The organism is Sphingobacterium sp. HSC-15S19 (assembly GCF_050433745.1).
Lineage (GTDB): Bacteria > Bacteroidota > Bacteroidia > Sphingobacteriales > Sphingobacteriaceae > Sphingobacterium > Sphingobacterium siyangense.
In genome coordinates this window covers 58875-79908 of sequence record NZ_JBNPWQ010000017.1, presented here as the reverse complement: position 1 = coordinate 79908, position 21034 = coordinate 58875, and the positions used below count along the sequence as shown (strand labels likewise).

The following is a 21034-nucleotide window of genomic DNA, read 5'->3' as shown; positions in this document are numbered from 1 at the left end:
AATCTTTTTAAGCGCCAAATACCGGATTTGGCAGTCTACAGATCGGTTGAAAACCCGAAAAATCAACGTCTGTAGAAAGATATCCTTCTTTTACCGGCTCGTCTTTCACCAAATCAGTACTTAGGTATTTTTTGTTATCATCACAAAGTAGCGTCACCACGACAGCCTCATCACCCAGCTCCTGTTGTAATTTAATCGCTCCGATTACATTTGCTCCCGAAGAGATACCAACAGCCAATCCCAACTGGCGCGATAGTTTCTGCGCCATGATAATGGAATCACCATCATTCGCACAAACGACAGTATCGAGTTCATCTAAATCCACAATAGCAGGAATAAACTCATCCGATATTCCCTGAATACGGTGTGAACCTACTTTATGTCCTGTAGTCAAAGTTGGACTTTCTGCCGGTTCCAGCGGATGTACACGAACATTTGGGTTTACTTTTCTTAAGCTTCTACCCACACCCATTACCGTACCACCAGTTCCCACACCAGCAACAAAAGCATCAGCAACTAAGCCCTGTTCTTCCAGTTGCTTTACAATCTCGTAACCTGTAGTTTTCTCATGCGCTTCGGCATTATATTGATTCTCAAATTGCCGTGGAAGAAAAACACCGCCCTTTGCAGCAAGCTCTTCACTTAAACGAATACTTCCTAAAAAACCACCTTCCTCCTTGCTTATCAACTGAATATCCGCCCCCATACTTCGAATAATATCGGTACGCTCCTTACTCAGCCAGTTAGGCATAATAATCTTTACTTGATGACCAAGCGCTTTGCCGATTGCTGAAAAAGCAATCCCTGTATTTCCACTCGTGGCTTCAATAACAACATCAGTCGGGCGAATCTGACAATTCATATACGCTTTGTATAGAATATAAAGAGCCATCCTATCCTTAATGCTACCGGTCAGATTGTAGTTCTCACATTTCACGAAAATTCGCCCCGGTTTACCTTTGTAAGTATACTGTAGTTCCAACATCGGTGTATTTCCAACTAATCGCCACAGATGTTTGAATCTCTTGTCCAATGCAGGTGACAGACACGCACTTAATAATTCTTGTTCAGCCATTTCTTATAAATGATTATTCTGTTGCAAAATTGACCATTGACAAGATAATATTCAATACATCATCATAATTTCAATAAAAATTAAATTAAAAGACATAAAAACCAATAAATAATTCAGAACAATAGCGTATTTTTACAGCCGTACCGAAAATATTCAGATTATGGAATTGGATGAAATCGATGTAAAATTATTGCGCCTCCTACAGCAAGATGCCTCAATGAGTAACAAAGCCCTATCCTTTGAACTCAACAAATCTATTGCAGCTGTTCATGAACGTGTTAGAAAGCTAAAGCGGTTGGGTTACATCAAAAAAACGGTGGCAATTTTGGACCGCCACAAGATAGGCATTGGGTTAATCTCATTTTCCCAGGTTTTTCTCAAGGCGCATACGTTTGAAGTATTGAATGAATTCGAAAAAGAGGTGGCTAAATTCCCGGAAGTGATGGAATGTTACCAAATGGCAGGCTCTTACGACTTTATGTTACGTATAGCAACCAAAGATATGGATGCTTATCATATTTTTCTGCGGCATCGACTGGCCGTATTACCTCAAGTAAACACCGTACAGACCTACTTTGTATTATCGGAGACAAAAAGCGAGACGGCCTACCCCCTTTAATCTTTGTCTTAAAAACGAAGGAATATTGCTGTCATGTGCAATAGCATTATTGCACATGACAGCAATGAAAAACTAATTAATCGAATAACAAGGTACCCGTCACATTCCAGCTGCTGAAACTTGTTCCTTCAGGCGCTCCCTGTGGGATCTGTACCTGCATCGTATGGTCTCCAGCTTTTAAATCCCCCAGATCAATGTAGATCGGCGGTGTTACTGTACCTGGACACCAATTGGAGCGACTCAGATCGGATGAAGACAGCCCTGTAGCAAAATTGCCTGAAGCGGGGTTCGATAAACGATACGAACCGCAATCATTGCGCCAAGGGGTGTATTTAAAGAGCAATGAATCGTTTAGGAAAATGCGGTTTTCTTTAGGCACAAACTCATCACCATTGCCCCAGCCTCCATGCCCTGTGGTAATGTAGCGTAATTGCACATTTTTAGCATCCTGGTCCAAATGAAATGAAACAGTAAGACCTTTCTCCTTATCAAACATAGATCCGTACTCCTGACCGCCCATTTCCATGACATTGGTCGTCGTAAATAAAGACATCGTCTTTTTCAGACTGCCTTTTGACTCGGCATCGAATCCCGGATGTATCGTCAGCTCCACACTCACCTCATGTCCATTTTTATCATAGTTACCAATGAAGGCACCCACATAGACCTCCTGCTCGCTCAACATACCGGCCAATTCGGTTACGTCCTGACGGTACAGCACCGAGTCTTGCCAAACCTTATCCTTTAACTGAAGATAGTTAAACTGCTTAACACCAAAAGGTGTAAAGAAACGCATCAATTCAACAATAGGCTCAAAGGATGCTGTTTTTACAACCCCTTGATAGGCTTTACCATTGCCATTTTCATACTTAGGAAGGGTACCCATACCATTTTTCATGCCATCCAAAAAGCTCTGCGCCTTGTTGGTGGGGATGATAAAAACTGATCCAGTACGATCATAGGCATCACCTTTCGATTGTTCGACCAACTGCACAAATACATTGTCGCTTGTCTTTATTTTTGGGATTTTCACCTTTTTTACCAAAACTGTCCCATTAGCAAAACGCAAAATAGAATCCGACTTTACACCATCCGAAAAACGTATACTCTCCTTCCGAAAAACAGGTATTTGGATAAAACGGTTCTTCCAGATAAGATCTTTATAGGAAAGTTCATCGTAAGGTTTTTCAGTTCCTTTCAGCCTCAGTTGATCCGGTATAGTCTTTACCTTTTCTACTTTGGTGGCAAAGGTACGTGTATTCCCATTGCGGATTACCTCGAGTACCAAACCAAGGTCCTGACCAAGTTCCGTGGGTGCACCTTTGACCCCTAATTTATCGGTATACCAAACTTCTATTTTATTGGAATTGATGCTCGTCTCCACTTTTTTACAGGGATAGCCCAAGATTGTTTTAGTCTCGTTTGTGGCGTTAAATTTTTGTTTCGAAAGTGCGAGCGAATCTTTGGTTAGAATGATTGATCCGTCTTTGAGTTTAGCAATTTTAAGTAAGGCATTGCCTCCAGAACGCTCCACCACAACCCGTTCGTATGGCGGCGCCAACTGTCCGTTCATTTCTTTTGCCGAACTAACAAAAGTCTCCTTTTCATTGGCATAGACTAGAATGGCATTTTGATTGGCAGCTGTATTCCCATTGAAACTTTGATTATATTGAATGACATAATTCGACAGCTTTTGCGCCTGCGAAGACAATGACAAACATAAAATAGACTTAAAAAGAATACTTTTCTTCATAGCATGTGTATTGGTTTAGATGCAAAAATAAGAAAGGCTTTAGGAATTCCTAAAGCCTTTCTTATTTTATGCTAAAACGTTTATTTGATCAACCAGATATCCAAGAGGTAAAATACCGCAAAAATCACCGAGGCATAACCATTTGTTGTCATAAAGTCGCGATTGACCCGACTTAAATTAGTCGATGAAAACAGGGTATGCTGGTAAATCAGCAATGCCCCATAAAAGGCCACACCTAAATAATAAATCCAGCCTACCGGCATCAAAAATGCTGGTATTAAAATAAATATAAAAGAAAACACATGCAGGCATTCCGAAACGCGCATAGCTCCCTTCGTTCCTAACCACACGGGTATAGAATTAAGATGATTTGCCCGATCAAAGGCTTCGTCCTGCAAAGCGTAAATAATATCGAAGCCACTCACCCAGGTCAACACAGCGAAACCATAAAGTACCGGAACGGTCGCAAATTGACCTGTAATAACCATATATGCGCCTATTGGAGCCAATCCCAGCCCTGCTCCCAATACAAGATGGCATAAGGGTGTTATGCGCTTTGTATAGGAGTAAAAAAGCACGACAAAAAGTGCAATGGGCGACAACATAAAGCAAAGAGAATTGATAAAATACGTCGCTGCAATAAAAATCAGGCAATTTACCAGCGTAAAAACCAATGCATTTTTAGCGGAAATTTTTCCGGCAGGAATATCACGCATGGCCGTTCTTGGATTAATGGCATCAATATCTCTATCCAGATAACGATTGAATGCCATGGCAGCATTACGGGCCGTCACCATACAAACGAGCATCAAAACCAATAATTTCCACGAAAAGGCATAGTCCGTTGTGTGCAATGCCAAAAAGAAGCCAATAAAGGCAAATGGCAATGCAAATACACTATGGGCAAATAAAACTAAGGACAAGTATTTTTTCATCTGAACTTAAAATCTAGCTAAAACTGTTCGTTTCCGTCGAGTTCAGGGCGAACAAATCGGCCATTAACTTCATCGATAGCTTCTAAAATAGGCTCATGACCCATTTTCTTCTCCGCTGACGTTAGGAAAATCGGCGGCACCTCCTCAAACCATTGGAGCAATGATTTTTTAAATTTCGCAATATTCGCATCGGATTTAACAGTCGATTGCTTATCGGCTTTGGTGAAAACCAACATAAATGGTAAACCGCATTCGCCCAACCAATAGCAAAAATCAAGATCAATCTTTTGTGGTTCATGACGGCTATCCACCAACACAAAAACACATTGCAAATTGTCCCGATGGGTAAGATATCTCCGGATGAACTTTTCCCATTCATTACGACTTGTTTTAGAGGCCTTAGCAAAACCATAACCTGGCAAATCCACCAAATACCATGTATCGTCGATGATAAAATGATTGATCAACTGCGTCTTACCAGGTTTTTGGGAGGTCTTGGCAAGTCCTTTCTTGTTGGTCATTGCATTGATCAACGATGATTTACCGACATTTGAACGTCCGATAAACGCATATTCCGGCAAATTAGGTGCAGGTAATTTGTCAACTCTCGTGTTACTGCACACGAATTCGGCTTTTTTCACTTCCATGGAACAAAGGTACGTTAAATGAATCCCTTTGACAAGATTTGTACGGCTTCTATTCCATAAAAAAGCTCGACTTCCGATTTTATGGGCAGGATAATAAAATGTCCCTAATTATTTTTAACTTTCACTACAAACGATTAGTCAAACGAATAAACGTATTCCGAAGCGAAAATATGCATAAAATTTTTCAGGGATGCTGTAACAATTCAGCCGTACAAGATACTAACTACATAAATAAACGTCAGTCTTTGGAAAAAAAGCAATGTTCTTAAAAACCCAAAGAACGAATAAATTAAACCTTAAAATAGATGTTACTCGAAATCAATCATGTCACCAAAGATTACGCCAATCACCGTGCATTGGACGATGTATCCATTCAAATCCCAAAGGGTAAGATTTTTGGGCTATTGGGGCCAAACGGGGCGGGAAAAACATCCCTGATCCGTATTATTAACCAAATTACCGCCCCCGATTCCGGCGAAATTCTGTTTAATGGCGAACCCTTGGGCCCACAGCATATTGCTCAAATCGGCTATTTACCCGAAGAGCGGGGTTTGTACAAAAAAATGAAAATCGGTGATCAAATGTTGTATTTGGCGCAGCTTAAGGGGCTTTCCAAGCGAGAAGCCTTAACACGCATCCGAGATTGGTGCCAACGCCTGGACATCACATCCTGGTTAGACAAAAAAATAGAAGATCTGAGTAAAGGGATGCAGCAAAAAGTACAATTTGTCGCTACAGTCATTCACCAACCACAATTGATTATCTTAGATGAGCCCTTTTCGGGATTTGATCCCGTAAATGCCAATATCATAAAAGAACAGATTCTCCGCTTAAATCAAGAAGGTGCGACCATTATATTTTCCACACACCGCATGGAGACTGTGGAAGAGCTTTGCGATAATATCGCTCTCATCAACCGATCAAAAAAAATACTGGATGGTTCTGTACAAGCGATTAAAAAAGAATACCGAAATCAAACCTATCGATTGGAATATACAGCAAGCGAAGATAATTTTCTTCTGTCCGACGACACCCTATTTGAGGTCATCACGTCAACAAAGAATGAAAAAACATACATCACTACAATTCAGCTAAATAACAACAGCCATATCAATGATGTATTAATGCGTTTCATACCCCAAATACAGCTCAATCAACTCATTGAAATCGTTCCCTCCATGGCGGATATTTTCATCCAAAAAGTCACACAAGTCTCACCCACAGCTAACGATCATGCATAAAATATTACTTATCATCCAACGGGAATACCTATCACGTGTCAAGAAAAAATCTTTTATTGTCATGACTTTTGCCGTGCCCCTGTTCTTTTTCGCACTGTATGCAGGCATGTTTTATCTGACAAAAAAGAGCTTCAAAGATTCGCACACCGAAGTCTTTATTTTAGATGAGCAAGGCGACTTTGCCAGCAAACTCCAAAGCAATAAAAATGTAAGTTATACCATATCCAAATTGGACCTCCAGGCTCAAAAAGCGCAGCTTACACAAAGCGAAGGAAAACAGTCGATCCTTTATATTCCAAAAGATATTTTAACAAGCGAAAGAGCCGAACTGATTACCGGCGGCAAGACAAGTTTTGTCACACAGGAGATCATTAGCGGCCAGTTGGAAGAAATCATCCGTGAAAAGGAATATAAAGCCAAGGGAATCGACCTGCAGATTATCCAGTCCATTAAACCCAAAGTCACCATCGATGCAAAAGAAATAACAGCAGACGGTGAAGAAAAGAACAGCAATACAGCCATTGCAATGGGGCTTGGTGTCGCTTTGGCTATCTTAGTATACCTATCGCTGTTTCTCTATGGTGCCCAGGTAATGCGTGGTATTATCGAAGAAAAGAGCAACCGTATCATCGAAGTCATTATTTCCTCGGTCAAACCCTTTCAGCTCATGATGGGTAAAATTGTTGGGATCGGTATGGTTGGACTGACACAATTTGTCATGTGGCTAGTGCTTACAGGAGGCTTATTTATCACAGCAACGCTCCTATTTGTCAATCCTCAGGATATGCAGGAGGTTGCCGCAAGCCAACCTGGAGCCGGTAATATGAGTACCGTATCAAAAGCAATGGCCCAGAATGATTCTGCTTCTATCCTTACTTCGATCCAAAGCTTTAATTTCACGGAAGTCATCATTTTCTTCTTTCTGTTTTTTATTGCCGGATATCTGCTGTATAGTGCTATTTTCGCTGCTGCTGGTTCAGCTGTCGACAATGAAACAGAGGCCAATCAGTTTTCAATGCCCATTACCATGCCTTTGCTATTGACCTATATTCTTTCTTTTGGCGTCATTATCAACGATCCCAATGGACCGATTGCAACATGGTTAAGCTTTATTCCATTCACCTCTCCCATCGCTATGCTCGTTCGCATACCTTTTGGTGTACCCCTATGGCAGATTCTGACCTCATTGACCTTGCTCATACTGACCTTCTTATTTGTGACCTGGGTTGCTGCCCGCATCTATCGTGTCGGTATTTTGATCTATGGTAAAAAAGCAAGTCTCAAAGAAATCATCAAATGGTTCAATTACAAAAGCTAGCTGTATTCTGAACCAGCTGTGCATAACTACAGCAACATAAAAAGGGCCAAATTGCAAGCAATTTGGCCCTTTTCTTTTATCTACAAGCATCCCGATTAGGCTACGATTATAAATAGTACAATCAGCACCTAAAAACAGCTCAGTTAATATCTTAAATTCAATTTTTTAAAGACAAAATGCCACAACCATATCGGTCCGACAAGTAAAAACTGTAGAAACTGCTGTCCTGTAATTTTCTTCTTTTCCTTTCCCTTACCGATAAACAGCGCGGCAATAGCTAGCAATGCGATTCCCAAACACACCCAGATGACAGCCGGGCCACCATTCTTTTGTGCGTATTCCAATTGCACAATAAAGAAACTCATGCCCCCGATAGAGAATAATATCGCATAGGACAACGTTGCAGACAGCTTTAAATAATAGTAAATGACAATAGCAATGAAGAAAGAGCCCCAATTCAAAAAAGTATGCCAATTGAGTTTGACCAAGAACTCGAACTGTGGAAATGGGATCATCCAGATGCAGCCCATGATACCAAAAAACAATAATGGTAAAAAGATGGCTTGAATCAGACGGTTGGTCGGATCCTGAAAATTAGCATCCAGCTCCGCAAAATACTTATCTACGGGACGTAAAGGTTCGACTTCTTGAACTTTCTTCTTTTGTTTCATTCGGCAAATTTAACAAATATTGGGCATGCCTTAGGCCTTAAAGATGATAATATTCCTTATTTTTTGGTCTGCTGCAGGTCATTATATGCTTTCAGGAGATACAAACTCGCTTACTCCTATTCTATTCCGTAATATTGCAGCATGAAGTCTTACAAAAATATCTTATTTGATCTGGACGGAACCCTGACCGACCCCGCAGAAGGAATTACGAAATGTATTGCCTATGCCTTGGAATCCAAAGGCATCCATACAGCAGATCTGAATAGCCTCAAACCCTTGATCGGCCCGCCCCTTAAAGATTCTTTCATACATACCTTTGGATTTGAGGAAAGCGAAGCTATTGCCTGTGTAGAAAAATATCGGGAACGCTTTTCAACCATAGGGCTGTATGAGAATATCCTGTTTGATCGCATACCCGAGCTTTTAGCATTGCTGAAAACAAAAGGGTACAACATCTACCTTGCGACCTCCAAACCCGAAATTTTCGCCCACAAAATATTACAGCACTTTGCTATAAATACCTATTTTGATTTTGCGGGTGGAAGCGCTTTGGACGATTCCAGACCGACCAAAACCAGTGTCATCCAATATGTCATGGAAAAGGCCAAGTTAACACGTCCACAAGACTGCCTCATGATCGGAGATCGCAAACATGATCTGATTGGTGCCCGAGAAACAGGCATGGATGCTATTGGTGTACTGTATGGCTATGGTAGCCAAGCCGAACTCGAACAGGAAGATCCGACCTATCTATTGGCTACGGTGACAGATCTGATGGAATTTTTCCGATATTAAGTCCATCCTTTGGAGAATGGAATGGCTGAAATGATCAAGTTGAAGGAAAAACGTGTAGAATTGCATAAAAAAAGCTCCAAACAAAATGTTTGGAGCTTTTTTTATAATGGATCCTTAGGATCTATTTTGCGTAAGACACTGATCTTGTCTCACGAATTACAGTTACTTTAATTTGCCCTGGATAAGTCATTTCCGTTTGAATACGGTTAGAGATATCAGCAGCTAGTATTTCCGACTGTGCATCAGACACCTTCTCACTCTCAACGATGACACGTAGCTCACGGCCAGCTTGTATCGCGAAGGTTTTCTCAACCCCAGGATACGATAAAGCCAAATCCTCCAACTCTTTTAGGCGCTTGATATAACTTTCCACAACCTCACGACGTGCGCCCGGGCGTGCACCAGAGATCGCGTCACAAGCCTGAACAACCGGAGATATTAAGGCAGTCATTTCGATCTCATCATGGTGAGCACCAATTGCATTACATACATCAAGGTGTTCCTTGTATTTCTCTGCAAGTTGCATCCCTAAAATAGCGTGTGGCAACTCCGGATTATCATCAGGCACTTTACCTATATCGTGTAGTAATCCAGCACGTTTCGCATGTTTAACATTCAGACCTAGTTCTGCCGCCATTGTTGCTGCAAAATTAGCTACCTCACGCGAGTGTTGTAAAAGATTCTGTCCGTAAGACGAACGGTAACGCATACGCCCTACCATACGAATCAATTCGGGGTGCAAACCATGGATTCCCAAATCGATCGCGGTACGTTCACCAATTTCAACGATTTCATCCTCTATTTGCGTCCTTGTCTTAGCAACAACCTCTTCAATACGTGCCGGGTGGATACGACCATCTGTTACCAAACGGTGTAAAGCCAAACGCGCTATTTCGCGACGTACGGGATCGAAACCAGATAGGATAATTGCTTCAGGTGTATCGTCTACAATGATTTCTACGCCTGTTGCAGCTTCCAATGCACGAATATTACGACCTTCACGACCAATAATACGACCTTTGATTTCATCATTTTCGATATTGAAAATTGAAACCGTATTTTCGATTGCAGATTCTGTAGCAGTACGTTGGATGGTCTGAATAACAACCTTTTTCGCCTCTTTAGTCGCCGTCAATTTGGCCTCATCCACAATATCTTTGATTTGAATCATCGCTTGTGAGCGGGCTTCTTCGCGCAACGAGTCCACCAATTGATTTTTTGCTTCGTCAGCAGTGACGCCAGCGATACTTTCCAATTGCTTAATCTGTTGTAATTTGAGCGTTTCTACTTCTTCAGATTTCTTTTCATTCAGTTCAACCAATTTATCCAATTGCTTTTTCTTGGTATCCACATCTTGCTTATCGCGATTGATGTTTTCAAGCTTTTGGTTAATTGACTGTTCTTTTTGTCTTAACGTATTTTCCTTTTGGTTGATGGTATTGTTACGTTGATTGACTTCCTTTTCGTGTTCAGATTTTAATTGAAGGAACTTTTCTTTGGCCTCTAATAGGCGTTTCTTTTTAATATGTTCCCCTTCCTGCTCTGCATCTTTCAGTATGCTATTTACCTTATCCTTGGCTTCCTGCTCTTGTTTTTTAAATAACAGAACCAATAGATAACGACCTATAACAACACCAACAATCAGAGAAATTATGCTATAAATTGCGATGTCCATGTATGTATAATTGTATTATTTATGTTTGTTTTTATTAATTATATTCAAATTCCAGTAAAATCATCAATCAGCCTGCCCCCTTACCTTTGGTATGCGCCAACTCAGTAGCGATCCCGATAAGTGCATCAGTACTTCATGACAAAAAAAAAACCGCAATTAAATTTAAACAGGTCTCATGTATTATTAAACTTCGTGATTACATAATTAGGCTTAGATTATGACCCAGATGGCTTTCGCAAAATGGCCTATATCTTTTTGCGCCTGTAATATTGAAGCGTTAAGTTTAAAATAGTGACAACCCGAATTTAATTGCGGCAAATTCGTCGTTTAAGCTCTAAATATAAAGAACGTAAATTTATTTTTTAAAGAAATCCGTCAACAACTGATCAAGTTCCTGTACTGAATTTTCCAAACCCACTTCGTGGTTTTGAGACTGCCGCTCTGCATTAAGCATACGCGTCGCAAATTGCAATACACACATGGATAACAAATCCTGCTTATCTCTCACAGTATAGTTTTCCTGCAATTCCTTTACTTTTTCATTTATCAATTTCGCAGCGTGTCGAATTACTTCTTCCTCCGCGCTCTCCACCCGAAGGGGATAAACACGATCTGCGATATTTATTTTTATGGAAATCTCTCCCATTTCTTTGAGCTTTTTAACGTTGTATTAGTTTGAATCCGATAACACTTCTCCCAACTATTTCAACAAACTAATACACTTGTCTATTTCCCGCACAAAATCGTTAATTTTTTGTTTTGTGTCAAGTATTTTTTCATTAATTGCTTCCTTATCCGTTTCAGAATCTAACGTACGGGCAACTGCCAACGCTTTGACCTTCTCTTCCAATTGCTTGCTCTTATCGTTGCTCGCATCGAAAGCCACTTTTAAGGATTGTACCTCTAATTTAAGCAAATCATTTTCTTCTTGCAAGACTTCGCACAATTGAATTAAATTTTTCGTTTTCTCAACGATCAGATTCATTTGTGAAGACAATGTTGCCATAATATAAATTGAATATTACCAATTAATGTTGTATCTCTAATTAACCACGCACTTCCGCGCCTAGTTCCTTCTCAAAATTAACAATTAATTTTTGAACTATCGCATCAATTTGCTTATCAGTAAGTGTTTTTTCTTCATCCTGCAAGATAAAGCTCAGAGCATAAGACTTTTTCCCTTCCGGAATTTTATCACCTTTATACACGTCAAACACATTTACCTCCTTTAAAAGCTTGCGTTCGGTCTTCTGAGCGACAAATTGTAGCTTATCGAAGCTTACATTTTCGTCGATCAAGAGCGATAAATCTCTGCGTACAGCCGGGAATTTGGAAACTTCTTTATATTGAATGCTATTCTTACGAATAATTTTCATCAAAACATCCCAGTCAAAATCAGCAAAGAAAACCTGACCTTCAACATCTGCTTTTTTCAAATCTGCGTTTGCAATTGCACCAAATGAAACCAAACATTTCTGCCCTTTCATATAGTTCAAACCATAGGCAAAATGGGAACTTGTAGCATCTTGTATCTGAATTCCTTCAATTTTCAGCCTTTTGATAACAGTATCTACGGCTGCTTTTAGGTTATAGAAATTAACTGCATCTTTTTTGCTATTCCATTGCTCAGCTTCATTTTTACCCGCCATGGCAAAAACCAGGTGCTGTGTTTCTTTATAACCTTCACCATCCAGCGCATAAGTCTTACCGAATTCAAAGAATTTCAGATCAAAGTTTCTTCGTTTTTGGTTATATTCAATCGCACTCAAAACAGAAAACACCATATTTTGACGCATCGTATCCAAATCCGAACTCAATGGATTATACAATTTAACCGCCGTTTCGCTATCATCCGCATAGTCCAGCTTTGTTAGGGAGTTGGACAGAATCTCACGAAATCCATTTGCAATGAGCAGATCAGCCAATTGATTTAAGACAACTTCCTTATCTGGCTTTTCAACCGTATTTAAAGAGGCCTTAATCTGTGACTTCAACTCAATATTGTTATAACCGTAAATACGCAACACTTCCTCCACAACGTCTACCTCACGTGTGACATCGACGCGATATGCCGGCACCAACACATCAAGGCCTGTTTCAGTTTCTGAAGTGACTTCAATGCCAAGAGCGACAATAATGGATTTAATTTCTTCATTTGGAATCGCCTGACCGATCAAACGAACCACATTCGCATAGCTCACGTGAAATGAAAACGGTTTAATCACAACAGGATACTCATCCTTTAGGGTAGATGAAATCGTTCCACCTGCAATTTCTTGAATCAATAAAGCAGCGCGCTTCAATGCTTCAACCGTAATATTTGGATCGGTACCCCGTTCGAAACGGAAAGAAGCATCTGTTTTTAAACCATGTCTTTTGGAAGTCTTCCGTACAGAAACAGCATTAAAATAAGCTGACTCCAAAAATACATTGGTCGTTTCGGCTGATACACCAGAATGTGCTCCACCAAAAACCCCCGCAATACACATCGGTTTTTCAGCATCGGCAATCACCAAGTCCTCTGCAGACAAGGTACGCTCCACACCATCCAGGGTAACAAATTTCTCGCCCTCTGTCGCAAGACGAACTAGGACTTTATTTCCCGCAATTTTATCAGCATCAAAAGCATGCAATGGCTGACCTAAATCGTGTAATATATAATTTGTGACGTCGACAATATTATTGATCGGACGAACACCGATAACATTTAATTTCTCTTTCAACCAATCTGGAGATTCGCCAACGCGAACACCAGTAATATTGATACCACTATAACGTGGGCTCGCCTGTGCGTCCGCAACGACCACTGTCGTTCCCTCAGCCTCAGCAGCCTTGAATGCAGAAACATCTGCTTTTAACACTTGTGTACGAAAATGTGCCGCAATATCTCTTGCAACGCCTAAATGCGAAGCTGCATCTGCACGATTTGGTGTTAAACCAATTTCATAACGGTAATCATCCTGGATATTGAAATGATCTTTCACTAGGGTCCCCACGGCAACATCAGCTGGTAATTCAACGATACCGGCATGGGATGTTCCTAAACCGATTTCATCTTCTCCACATAACATACCTTCGGAAACTTCACCACGAATTTTAGATTTGGTAATTTTAAAAGGCTCTCCTGTAAGCGGATGACATGTAGTGCCCACTGTAGCAACAATGACTTTCAATCCTGTACGACAGTTCGGTGCGCCACATACAATGTGCAATAACTCCGGTCCACCGACATCAACGGTAGTTACTCTTAATTTATCGGCATTAGGATGCTGTTCACAAGTTTTCACTTCACCAACAACCAAACCATCCAATCCACCTGGGATACTCTGCACGACGTCCAAAGCTTCTACTTCCAATCCTGTATTTGTCAAGATAAGCGATAGTTCCTCCGGTGTCGAATCTATATTAACGTGTTGTTTTAACCAATTATATGAAATATTCATCTCGAATTTGATTTGATGCACAAACTTAGATAAATTTGAGTTTATATCCAACGTCAATTTACCCTTCATCAACAGTTGGTCTGAATTTAATGCAGTAGGTAGGCTCCTCAAAAGACTTCATTAAGCTAGGCAGCAAGCGATTTTATCTTTTTTGGAAAGTTGATACGATAGAACCAAGTTAGCTATTTGGACCTTAGATTCATACCGAAGGAAGAGATCGTATGAAGGAGTTCATAAACCCCTTCCCAAGGATAATCATATTTATTCATAGGTGATGAATGCTGCGAATGTAGGGGCTTTCCCCGAACGAAACGAATGCAATTATTAATTATAACTTTTATTTACATGAATTAACACAACTTTACACTTATTTACACAAAACAGCAATTTTGGCCTTTTCCAATAAACGCAACCTGAGCCTATTTTTTAATGAAAATTCAAGCATTTCCATCAAAATAAATATGTAACTTTGTGCTTTAATTTGAAGAACGTTCAAAACAAACATTTATAATGATTCATTTCTTTGAGAACCCATCGAACACTGTATATGGTGTTCAAAGCGTAAACTCTTTACCACAAGAAGACATTACTAAACTCAACTGGCTATTCGGCAACGCCAAAAAACTAGACGACCAAAACCTTAACCATTACTTTGTAGGACCCCGCGCTGCGATGGTTACTCCCTGGAGTACCAATGCCGTAGAAATCACACAAAATATGGGCATTGCAGGAATTGTTCGTATAGAAGAATTTCAACCGGTACCAGCGGATTTCAATGACTTCGATCCAATGATTTCACAAAAGTTCAGTATGTTGACACAGGACATGTATACCGTCAACATCACACCTGAACCGATATTGGAAATTGAAGACATCGAGGCCTACAACAAATCTGAGGGCCTTGCGCTAAATCCAGAAGAAGTAGACTACCTCAATAATCTTTCGACCAAGTTGGGTCGTCTGCTTACAGACTCGGAAGTATTCGCTTTTTCACAAGCAAATTCTGAACACTGTAGACACAAGATTTTCAATGGTACCTTTATCATTGATGGCGAAGAGCAGCCCACTTCCCTATTTAAATTAATCAAAAAGACTTCTGAAACCAATCCGAACGAGATTGTTTCTGCTTATAAAGATAACGTTGCCTTTGTTAAAGGTCCACGTGTCACACAATTTGCGCCTAAATCTGCCGACAAACCTGATTTTTACGAAGAGAAAGCATTTGATTCGGTTTTATCAGTAAAAGCAGAAACACACAATTTCCCTACTACTGTAGAACCATTTTCGGGGGCTGCTACTGGGTCAGGTGGTGAAATCCGCGACCGTATGGCCGGTGGCCAAGGAGCGATTCCATTGGCGGGTACAGCCGTATATATGACTGCTTATTCGCGATTGGAACAAAATAAATTGGACCTTCAGGCAGGAACAGTAACTGAGCCAGCAAAGGAACTCAACAAAACACGCCCATGGGAAAATGCGATGCAAGAGCGTCAATGGTTATACCAAACCCCAGTTGACATCCTGATCAAAGCTTCCAACGGTGCTTCTGACTTCGGTAATAAGTTTGGTCAGCCCCTCATTACAGGTTCTGTATTGACCTTTGAGCATGAAGAGGATGGCCGTAAACTTGGTTACGACAAAGTCATTATGCAAGCTGGTGGTGTTGGCTATGGAAAACTAGATCAAGCGAAAAAACATACGCCGAAAACTGGTGATAAAGTCGTTATCCTAGGTGGTGAAAATTACCGCATCGGAATGGGTGGAGCCGCTGTATCTTCTGCAGATACAGGAGCATTTGGTTCTGGAATTGAGCTTAATGCGATTCAACGTTCCAATCCAGAAATGCAAAAACGTGCCGCAAATGCTGTTCGTGGCTTAGTAGAGTCCGATCATAACCCAATTGTCTCTATCCATGATCATGGTGCAGGTGGCCACTTAAACTGTTTATCTGAACTTGTTGAAGAGACCGGAGGTTTAATTGACCTGGATGCACTTCCTGTAGGAGATCCTACACTATCGGCAAAAGAAATTATCGGTAATGAATCGCAAGAACGTATGGGACTTGTGATCGCTGAAGATGATATTGACACGTTAAAACGTGTTGCAGACCGCGAACGTGCACCAATGTACACTGTAGGTGATGTCACTGGCGACCACCGCTTTACTTTCGAATCGAAAAGTACAGGTGAAAAACCAATGGATTACGCCCTTGAAGATTTCTTTGGTTCATCGCCAAAAACTTTCATGCGCGATAAAACCGTCGTTCGCAATTATGCTGATCTTGCTTATGATGCAGCCGACATTCCAAACTACTTAAACCAAGTATTACAATTGGAAGCTGTTGCTTCGAAAGATTGGTTAACTAATAAAGTAGACCGTTGTGTTGGTGGCCGTGTTGCCAAACAACAATGTGCAGGTCCATTGCAATTGGCGTTGAACAACGTCGGTGTTATGGCACTTGACTATAAAGGTAAAGAAGGTATTGCGACAACAATAGGTCACTCCCCTGTTGCTGCCTTGGTGGATCCGGCGGCGGCAAGTAGAACGGCTATTGCCGAATCACTTTCCAACATCGTATTTGCGCCAATCAAAAATGGCCTCGCAGGAATCTCCCTATCGGCCAACTGGATGTGGGCGGCCAATAATGAGGGGGAAGATGCCCGCTTATACCAAGCTGTTAAAGCCTGCTCGGATTTTGCCATTGCATTGGGAATCAATATCCCAACGGGAAAAGATTCTTTGTCGATGAAACAAAAATATCCAAACGGCGAAAACGTCATTGCCCCAGGCACATTGATCATTTCTGCCGCAGGAAATTGTACTGATATCACAAAAGTGGTAGAACCTGTGCTGAACAAAAAGGCCGGATCGATCTATTACATCAACTTATCAAAAGATCAGTTCAAATTAGGCGGTTCGTCATTTGCGCAGATCATCAATAAATTAGGTACTGAAGTACCGACCATTCAAGATGCTGCTTATTTCAAAACGGCATTCAATACCGTACAGCAATTAATTAACGAAGGACAGATCGAAGCTGGTCACGATGTCGGATCGGGGGGCTTGATTACCACCTTATTGGAAATGACATTTGCCGATGTTAATCTCGGCGCCAACTATGACCTTTCAGCTTTAAATGAATCTGATAGCGTAAAAGCCTTCTTTAATGAGAATATTGCACTTGTCCTGCAGGCGAAAGACGACGCTGCTTTTGAAGCGATTGTCAAGGAAGCTGCTGTGGACGCGGTTAAAATTGGTCAGGTGATCGAAGGTAATACGGTAACGATTAAAAATCAAGAAGCGGTATTCAGCTTTGATGTCGCAGCAACACGTGATGTATGGTCTACAACATCATTCCTTTTGGATTCAAAGCAATCTAAAAATGGAACAGCGCAACAACGTTTTGATAATTATAAAAATCAACCCCTAGCCTTTACTTTCCCAAGTCAATTTGATGGTAAGAAACCTAACATTGACGGAACTAAGGCACGTCCGAAAGCTGCGATCCTTCGTGAGAAAGGTTCCAACTCTGAACGCGAAATGGCTAACGCCATGTTCTTGGCAGGTTTTGATGTAAAAGATGTTCACATGACCGATTTGATAACTGGTCGCGAGACATTGGAAGACATCCAATTTATCGGTGCTGTAGGCGGTTTCTCGAACTCAGATGTATTGGGTTCGGCAAAAGGTTGGGCTGGAGCTTTCCTTTACAATGAAAAAGCGAAAAAAGCCCTAACCGATTTCTTTGCTCGTCCGGATACACTTTCGGTTGGTATCTGTAATGGCTGTCAGCTATTTATGGAACTTGAGATGATCAATCCTGAGCATGAAATTCACGGAAAAATGCTACACAATACTTCCGGAAAACACGAGTCAAACTTTGTATCTGTAAAAGTTCAGGAAAACAATTCCGTCATGTTATCGACACTAGCGGGAAGTACATTGGGTGTTTGGATCTCACATGGGGAGGGAAAATTCAACCTTCCGTATGCTGAAGAGCAATACAATATCGTTGCAAAATATGCGTATGAGCAATATCCGCATAACCCAAATGGTTCGGACTATAATACAGCAATGGTTTGCGATAAGACAGGGCGCCACTTGGCTACTATGCCACATATTGAGCGTTCGGTATTCCAATGGCATTGGGCAAATTATCCAAAAGGTCGTCAGGACGAAGTTTCTCCTTGGATTGAAGCATTCGTTAATGCGCGCCAATGGATTGACGAGCAAGGCAAATAAAAAAAGAAAAGCTCCTTCATGTATGAAGGAGCTTTTTTTTAGATATCCCTTTTGTATCCTGGTTTGTTCATCATTTGATCTAGGGAGTATTTTCCAGAGCCCATGACCATAAAAAAGATCAGCAAAAAGAATACGACTATAGAAAGCCACAATTCGGAATTCAAATAACTAAACCCGTGGGTGATATTAACAAAAAATACAGCCCCTACCAGTACCGGAAATAGCAGTAGTGAGGCCAAACGGGTTTGAAAACCTAAAATTAGGAACAACCCTCCCACCAAATGGGTAAAAACCACATAGTGAACAGCACCCCATGATGATAAGTGGAAACTACTTTGCTCAATCATATGTTGAACAACATCCCTATCATTTACGAAACTTACACCTTTGGCAAAAATAACGACCCCTAAGGCTATTCTTAGGTAATCAATCCATTGTGGGTGATGAGCATCGCCCCAATGTTCAATTTTGTGTATCAGGTTCATAACATACCTCCTTTTTATAGATGGTTATAGCCCAATAACAGTTGAACAGCAAAAAAGTTGTTCGCATGAGATGATTCACTATCAAAATGTTACGAAGTGAATACATCCCCCCGCCTACATAATACTTCAGATAAGACAAATTGCTGCCAAATCAGGCTTACGCTGTTTTCAAAATCAATCAATCAATCAATCAATCAATCAATCAATCAATCAATCAATCAATCAATCAATCAATCAATCAATCAATCAATCAATCAATCAATCAATCAACGCAACTGTAGGTTAGGAGAAAAAAAGTCGAATAACAAAGTCCCAAAATGCAGTTGTTAGTAGCCCCACAACAATACTAAAACCGATAACCAGATTGACCAGCTTGGTATTCAGATGGTATTGCTCGGCAATGATCCCCGAAGTGACCAAGGTTGGCATAGCTGCTTCGAATATACTGATCCGTGCAACAGCTCCCTTCACACCAAGTAGTAATGCAAATAGTAATACCAATGCTGGGGCAAGAATCAATTTATAACTCATCGCTGTACTGATCTGCGAAATCTGTTGTCGCCAACCATCAAACTTCAACTGTAAACCAATAGAAAATAAGGCCAAGGGCCCAACGGTGGCCACCAATTTATCGAAAAAAGGCTCGGCAACTGAAAGGTCAACAAATTGAGACAGCATTAAGGCTGTTATACAACCGATCAGGGGTGGAAAGCTGACTAACTTTCGAAGCATAAATTTGACATCGATCGTTTCGCCATCCTGGACATTCGCTTTTAGTGCATTGATGATTCCGGCAGTAGAAAGTAGAATAAATGTAGTTTGGTCGCAAATAATTGCAATCGGCAACTGGGCTTCACCAAAATAAGCTATGATCAATGGAAAGCCTATAAAGGAGGTATTGCTATAACCTGCGGCCAATTCCAAGCTACTGCGGGAGCGCTGCTTATAATTTTTACGCCGACAGTATACTTCCATAAATAACCAACTGCCTGCCCAAACGAGGATCGCGGAAAACACGGGAAACAGCAATTGTGATGACCATACGATCTTCGGAATATATTTGAAAGACACCGCCGGCAGAGCAAAATAAAGAATCCAGGTATTGATCCCTTTATGTGCTTCGGAATGAATTAAATTTGTTCGCCTTAATAACATCCCCGCTGCGATGCAAAATGCAATCATTATAAAATTAATCATGTTTTCTTATCATTTTATACGACACAAAGGTGCGATAGTAGAGCAGGCAATAACATGTACAAATACATTATTTTTATGTACATTTAAAGATATATATCAGGAGAGCAATGCGCAAAAAACAGTTTGAACCTTTACGGATCAGTGAATTTATTGAGGATAGTTTTCATTTGCCTCCACACGAGCAAAATTATTATGAGCTTGTTTATATTCGTTCGGGCAAAGGAACCCATGTGATCAACAAATTTGAACTGAATTATGAACCTGGCGATGTGTTCTTAATTAGTCCGGCAGACAAGCATTATTTTAACATTGAAGAAAAGACCCATTTTTTGTTTATTTTATTTACAGACACCTACTTCCTGCAGAATAAACGTAATCTAAAGCGCTATGCCTGGATTATGGAGCTAATGAACGATAAAGGATTAAAGGAACGCAAACTGTATATGGAGGAGCACCATCGCCTGATTTATTCACATATCCTGGAAGCTGTCCGACTATATAGTAATACCACTGTCAACGAGCGTTCTGATTGGCTATTTGACCAACTCGTTGCGATCTTTGGGCTCTACAAAGAAATATCAGAAACACAACGCTTACCCCAGCAGCATGAACTATATGTAGACCGATCGATTTCGGCTTATATTCATCGCTATATTTTTTCGCCCGAAAAACTTCAGGTCAGCCTGCTGGCTCAGAAATTTAATATTGCTCCATCCTATTTTGGAATCTACTTTAAGAAGAACTTCGGCACCAGTTTAAGAGCCTATATCAACAGCTACCGGATTGAACTCATCGAGAACAGACTTAAATCCAAAGATTATACCTTGAAACAAATTGCTGCAGAACTCGGATTTACCGACGAGAGTCATCTTTCCCATTTCTACAAACGCGCCAAGGGATTCAGCCCGTTATATTTCCGAACCCATCTGACTAAATAA

The 21034-nt window shown here is 40.7% G+C and carries 17 protein-coding genes; 6 read left to right on the top strand and 11 right to left on the bottom strand.

All coding sequences use genetic code 11. The features are described from left to right. Positions 1-7: 7 nt before the first annotated feature. The gene (locus L1283_RS15345; protein ID WP_088161060.1) at positions 8-1075 is read right to left on the bottom strand and encodes a PLP-dependent cysteine synthase family protein; all 1068 of its coding nucleotides are present in this window, start codon (positions 1073-1075) and stop codon (positions 8-10) included. A gap of 160 nt (positions 1076-1235) precedes the next feature. Here L1283_RS15345 and L1283_RS15340 point away from each other — a divergent pair, with 160 nt between their 5' ends. Then, entirely contained in the window at positions 1236-1694 is a 459-nt protein-coding gene (locus L1283_RS15340) for an Lrp/AsnC family transcriptional regulator (protein ID WP_046675839.1), read from the top strand. Positions 1695-1770: 76 nt separating this feature from the next. Here the strand turns inward: L1283_RS15340 and L1283_RS15335 are convergent, their stop codons facing one another. From L1283_RS15335 to yihA, 3 genes are all read right to left on the bottom strand, one after another. Beyond that, positions 1771-3447, bottom strand: a complete 1677-nt coding sequence (locus L1283_RS15335) for a PNGase F N-terminal domain-containing protein (protein WP_145327464.1) — start codon at positions 3445-3447, stop codon at positions 1771-1773. Between the two features lie 80 nt (positions 3448-3527). Beyond that, positions 3528-4382 carry a UbiA-like polyprenyltransferase gene (locus L1283_RS15330; protein ID WP_120334694.1) on the bottom strand — a complete coding sequence of 285 codons (855 nt, stop codon included), beginning with the start codon at positions 4380-4382 and terminating at the stop codon, positions 3528-3530. 17 nt (positions 4383-4399) lie between these two features. Further along, on the bottom strand, positions 4400-5029 hold the full coding sequence (yihA, locus tag L1283_RS15325) for a ribosome biogenesis GTP-binding protein YihA/YsxC (RefSeq protein WP_075991997.1): 630 nt from the start codon (positions 5027-5029) through the stop codon (positions 4400-4402). Positions 5030-5334: 305 nt separating this feature from the next. Between yihA and L1283_RS15320 the strand changes: the two genes are divergently transcribed. Further along, a complete protein-coding gene (locus tag L1283_RS15320) occupies positions 5335-6270 on the top strand; it encodes an ABC transporter ATP-binding protein (RefSeq protein ID WP_145327465.1) in 936 nt (311 codons plus the stop codon). After that, positions 6263-7588, top strand: coding sequence for an ABC transporter permease (locus L1283_RS15315; RefSeq protein WP_145327466.1), 1326 nt, complete (start codon positions 6263-6265; stop codon positions 7586-7588). Before L1283_RS15320 ends, L1283_RS15315 begins: the two co-directional genes overlap by 8 nt. A gap of 143 nt (positions 7589-7731) precedes the next feature. Here the strand turns inward: L1283_RS15315 and L1283_RS15310 are convergent, their stop codons facing one another. After that, a complete protein-coding gene (locus tag L1283_RS15310; protein ID WP_286733645.1) occupies positions 7732-8259 on the bottom strand; it encodes an Mpo1-like protein in 528 nt (175 codons plus the stop codon). A gap of 141 nt (positions 8260-8400) precedes the next feature. On the opposite strand from L1283_RS15310, the gene L1283_RS15305 reads away from it, so the two are divergent. Beyond that, positions 8401-9054: an HAD-IA family hydrolase gene (locus L1283_RS15305; RefSeq protein ID WP_286850828.1), complete on the top strand. Its 654-nt coding sequence runs from the start codon at positions 8401-8403 to the stop codon at positions 9052-9054. Between the two features lie 121 nt (positions 9055-9175). On the opposite strand, the gene rny is transcribed toward L1283_RS15305, so the two are convergent. The 4 genes from rny to pheT all read right to left on the bottom strand — a co-directional run bounded on the left by rny (position 9176) and on the right by pheT (position 14172). After that, positions 9176-10729 (bottom strand): ribonuclease Y, encoded by a 1554-nt coding sequence (rny, locus tag L1283_RS15300; RefSeq protein ID WP_286850826.1) that lies wholly within the window; start codon positions 10727-10729, stop codon positions 9176-9178. Positions 10730-11084: 355 nt separating this feature from the next. Then, a complete protein-coding gene (locus L1283_RS15295) occupies positions 11085-11375 on the bottom strand; it encodes a cell division protein ZapA (RefSeq protein WP_046675831.1) in 291 nt (96 codons plus the stop codon). Between the two features lie 54 nt (positions 11376-11429). Next, positions 11430-11735, bottom strand: coding sequence for a hypothetical protein (locus L1283_RS15290; RefSeq protein WP_046675830.1), 306 nt, complete (start codon positions 11733-11735; stop codon positions 11430-11432). Between the two features lie 40 nt (positions 11736-11775). Then, entirely contained in the window at positions 11776-14172 is a 2397-nt protein-coding gene (gene pheT / locus L1283_RS15285) for a phenylalanine--tRNA ligase subunit beta (RefSeq protein ID WP_145327469.1), read from the bottom strand. 510 nt (positions 14173-14682) lie between these two features. Between pheT and purL the strand changes: the two genes are divergently transcribed. Then, on the top strand, positions 14683-18414 hold the full coding sequence (purL, locus tag L1283_RS15280) for a phosphoribosylformylglycinamidine synthase (RefSeq protein WP_429626328.1): 3732 nt from the start codon (positions 14683-14685) through the stop codon (positions 18412-18414). Between the two features lie 38 nt (positions 18415-18452). Here the strand turns inward: purL and L1283_RS15275 are convergent, their stop codons facing one another. After that, positions 18453-18899, bottom strand: a complete 447-nt coding sequence (locus tag L1283_RS15275) for a DoxX family protein (protein ID WP_075991990.1) — start codon at positions 18897-18899, stop codon at positions 18453-18455. A 282-nt stretch (positions 18900-19181) separates the two neighbouring features. Then, entirely contained in the window at positions 19182-20096 is a 915-nt protein-coding gene (locus tag L1283_RS15270; protein WP_145328511.1) for an AEC family transporter, read from the bottom strand. 107 nt (positions 20097-20203) lie between these two features. Between L1283_RS15270 and L1283_RS15265 the strand changes: the two genes are divergently transcribed. Then, positions 20204-21034 carry an AraC family transcriptional regulator gene (locus L1283_RS15265; RefSeq protein ID WP_145328513.1) on the top strand — a complete coding sequence of 277 codons (831 nt, stop codon included), beginning with the start codon at positions 20204-20206 and terminating at the stop codon, positions 21032-21034.

Bases quoted from the DNA above. Each gene is read 5' to 3' on its own strand.
- L1283_RS15345 (WP_088161060.1), bottom strand. From the start codon at position 1,075: ATGGCTGAACAAGAATTATTAAGTGCGTGTCTGTCACCTGCATTGGAC.
- L1283_RS15340 (WP_046675839.1), top strand. From the start codon at position 1,236: ATGGAATTGGATGAAATCGATGTAAAATTATTGCGCCTCCTACAGCAA.
- L1283_RS15335 (WP_145327464.1), bottom strand. From the start codon at position 3,447: ATGAAGAAAAGTATTCTTTTTAAGTCTATTTTATGTTTGTCATTGTCT.
- L1283_RS15330 (WP_120334694.1), bottom strand. From the start codon at position 4,382: ATGAAAAAATACTTGTCCTTAGTTTTATTTGCCCATAGTGTATTTGCA.
- yihA (WP_075991997.1), bottom strand. From the start codon at position 5,029: ATGGAAGTGAAAAAAGCCGAATTCGTGTGCAGTAACACGAGAGTTGAC.
- L1283_RS15320 (WP_145327465.1), top strand. From the start codon at position 5,335: ATGTTACTCGAAATCAATCATGTCACCAAAGATTACGCCAATCACCGT.
- L1283_RS15315 (WP_145327466.1), top strand. From the start codon at position 6,263: ATGCATAAAATATTACTTATCATCCAACGGGAATACCTATCACGTGTC.
- L1283_RS15310 (WP_286733645.1), bottom strand. From the start codon at position 8,259: ATGAAACAAAAGAAGAAAGTTCAAGAAGTCGAACCTTTACGTCCCGTA.
- L1283_RS15305 (WP_286850828.1), top strand. From the start codon at position 8,401: ATGAAGTCTTACAAAAATATCTTATTTGATCTGGACGGAACCCTGACC.
- rny (WP_286850826.1), bottom strand. From the start codon at position 10,729: ATGGACATCGCAATTTATAGCATAATTTCTCTGATTGTTGGTGTTGTT.
- L1283_RS15295 (WP_046675831.1), bottom strand. From the start codon at position 11,375: ATGGGAGAGATTTCCATAAAAATAAATATCGCAGATCGTGTTTATCCC.
- L1283_RS15290 (WP_046675830.1), bottom strand. From the start codon at position 11,735: ATGGCAACATTGTCTTCACAAATGAATCTGATCGTTGAGAAAACGAAA.
- pheT (WP_145327469.1), bottom strand. From the start codon at position 14,172: ATGAATATTTCATATAATTGGTTAAAACAACACGTTAATATAGATTCG.
- purL (WP_429626328.1), top strand. From the start codon at position 14,683: ATGATTCATTTCTTTGAGAACCCATCGAACACTGTATATGGTGTTCAA.
- L1283_RS15275 (WP_075991990.1), bottom strand. From the start codon at position 18,899: ATGAACCTGATACACAAAATTGAACATTGGGGCGATGCTCATCACCCA.
- L1283_RS15270 (WP_145328511.1), bottom strand. From the start codon at position 20,096: ATGATTAATTTTATAATGATTGCATTTTGCATCGCAGCGGGGATGTTA.
- L1283_RS15265 (WP_145328513.1), top strand. From the start codon at position 20,204: ATGCGCAAAAAACAGTTTGAACCTTTACGGATCAGTGAATTTATTGAG.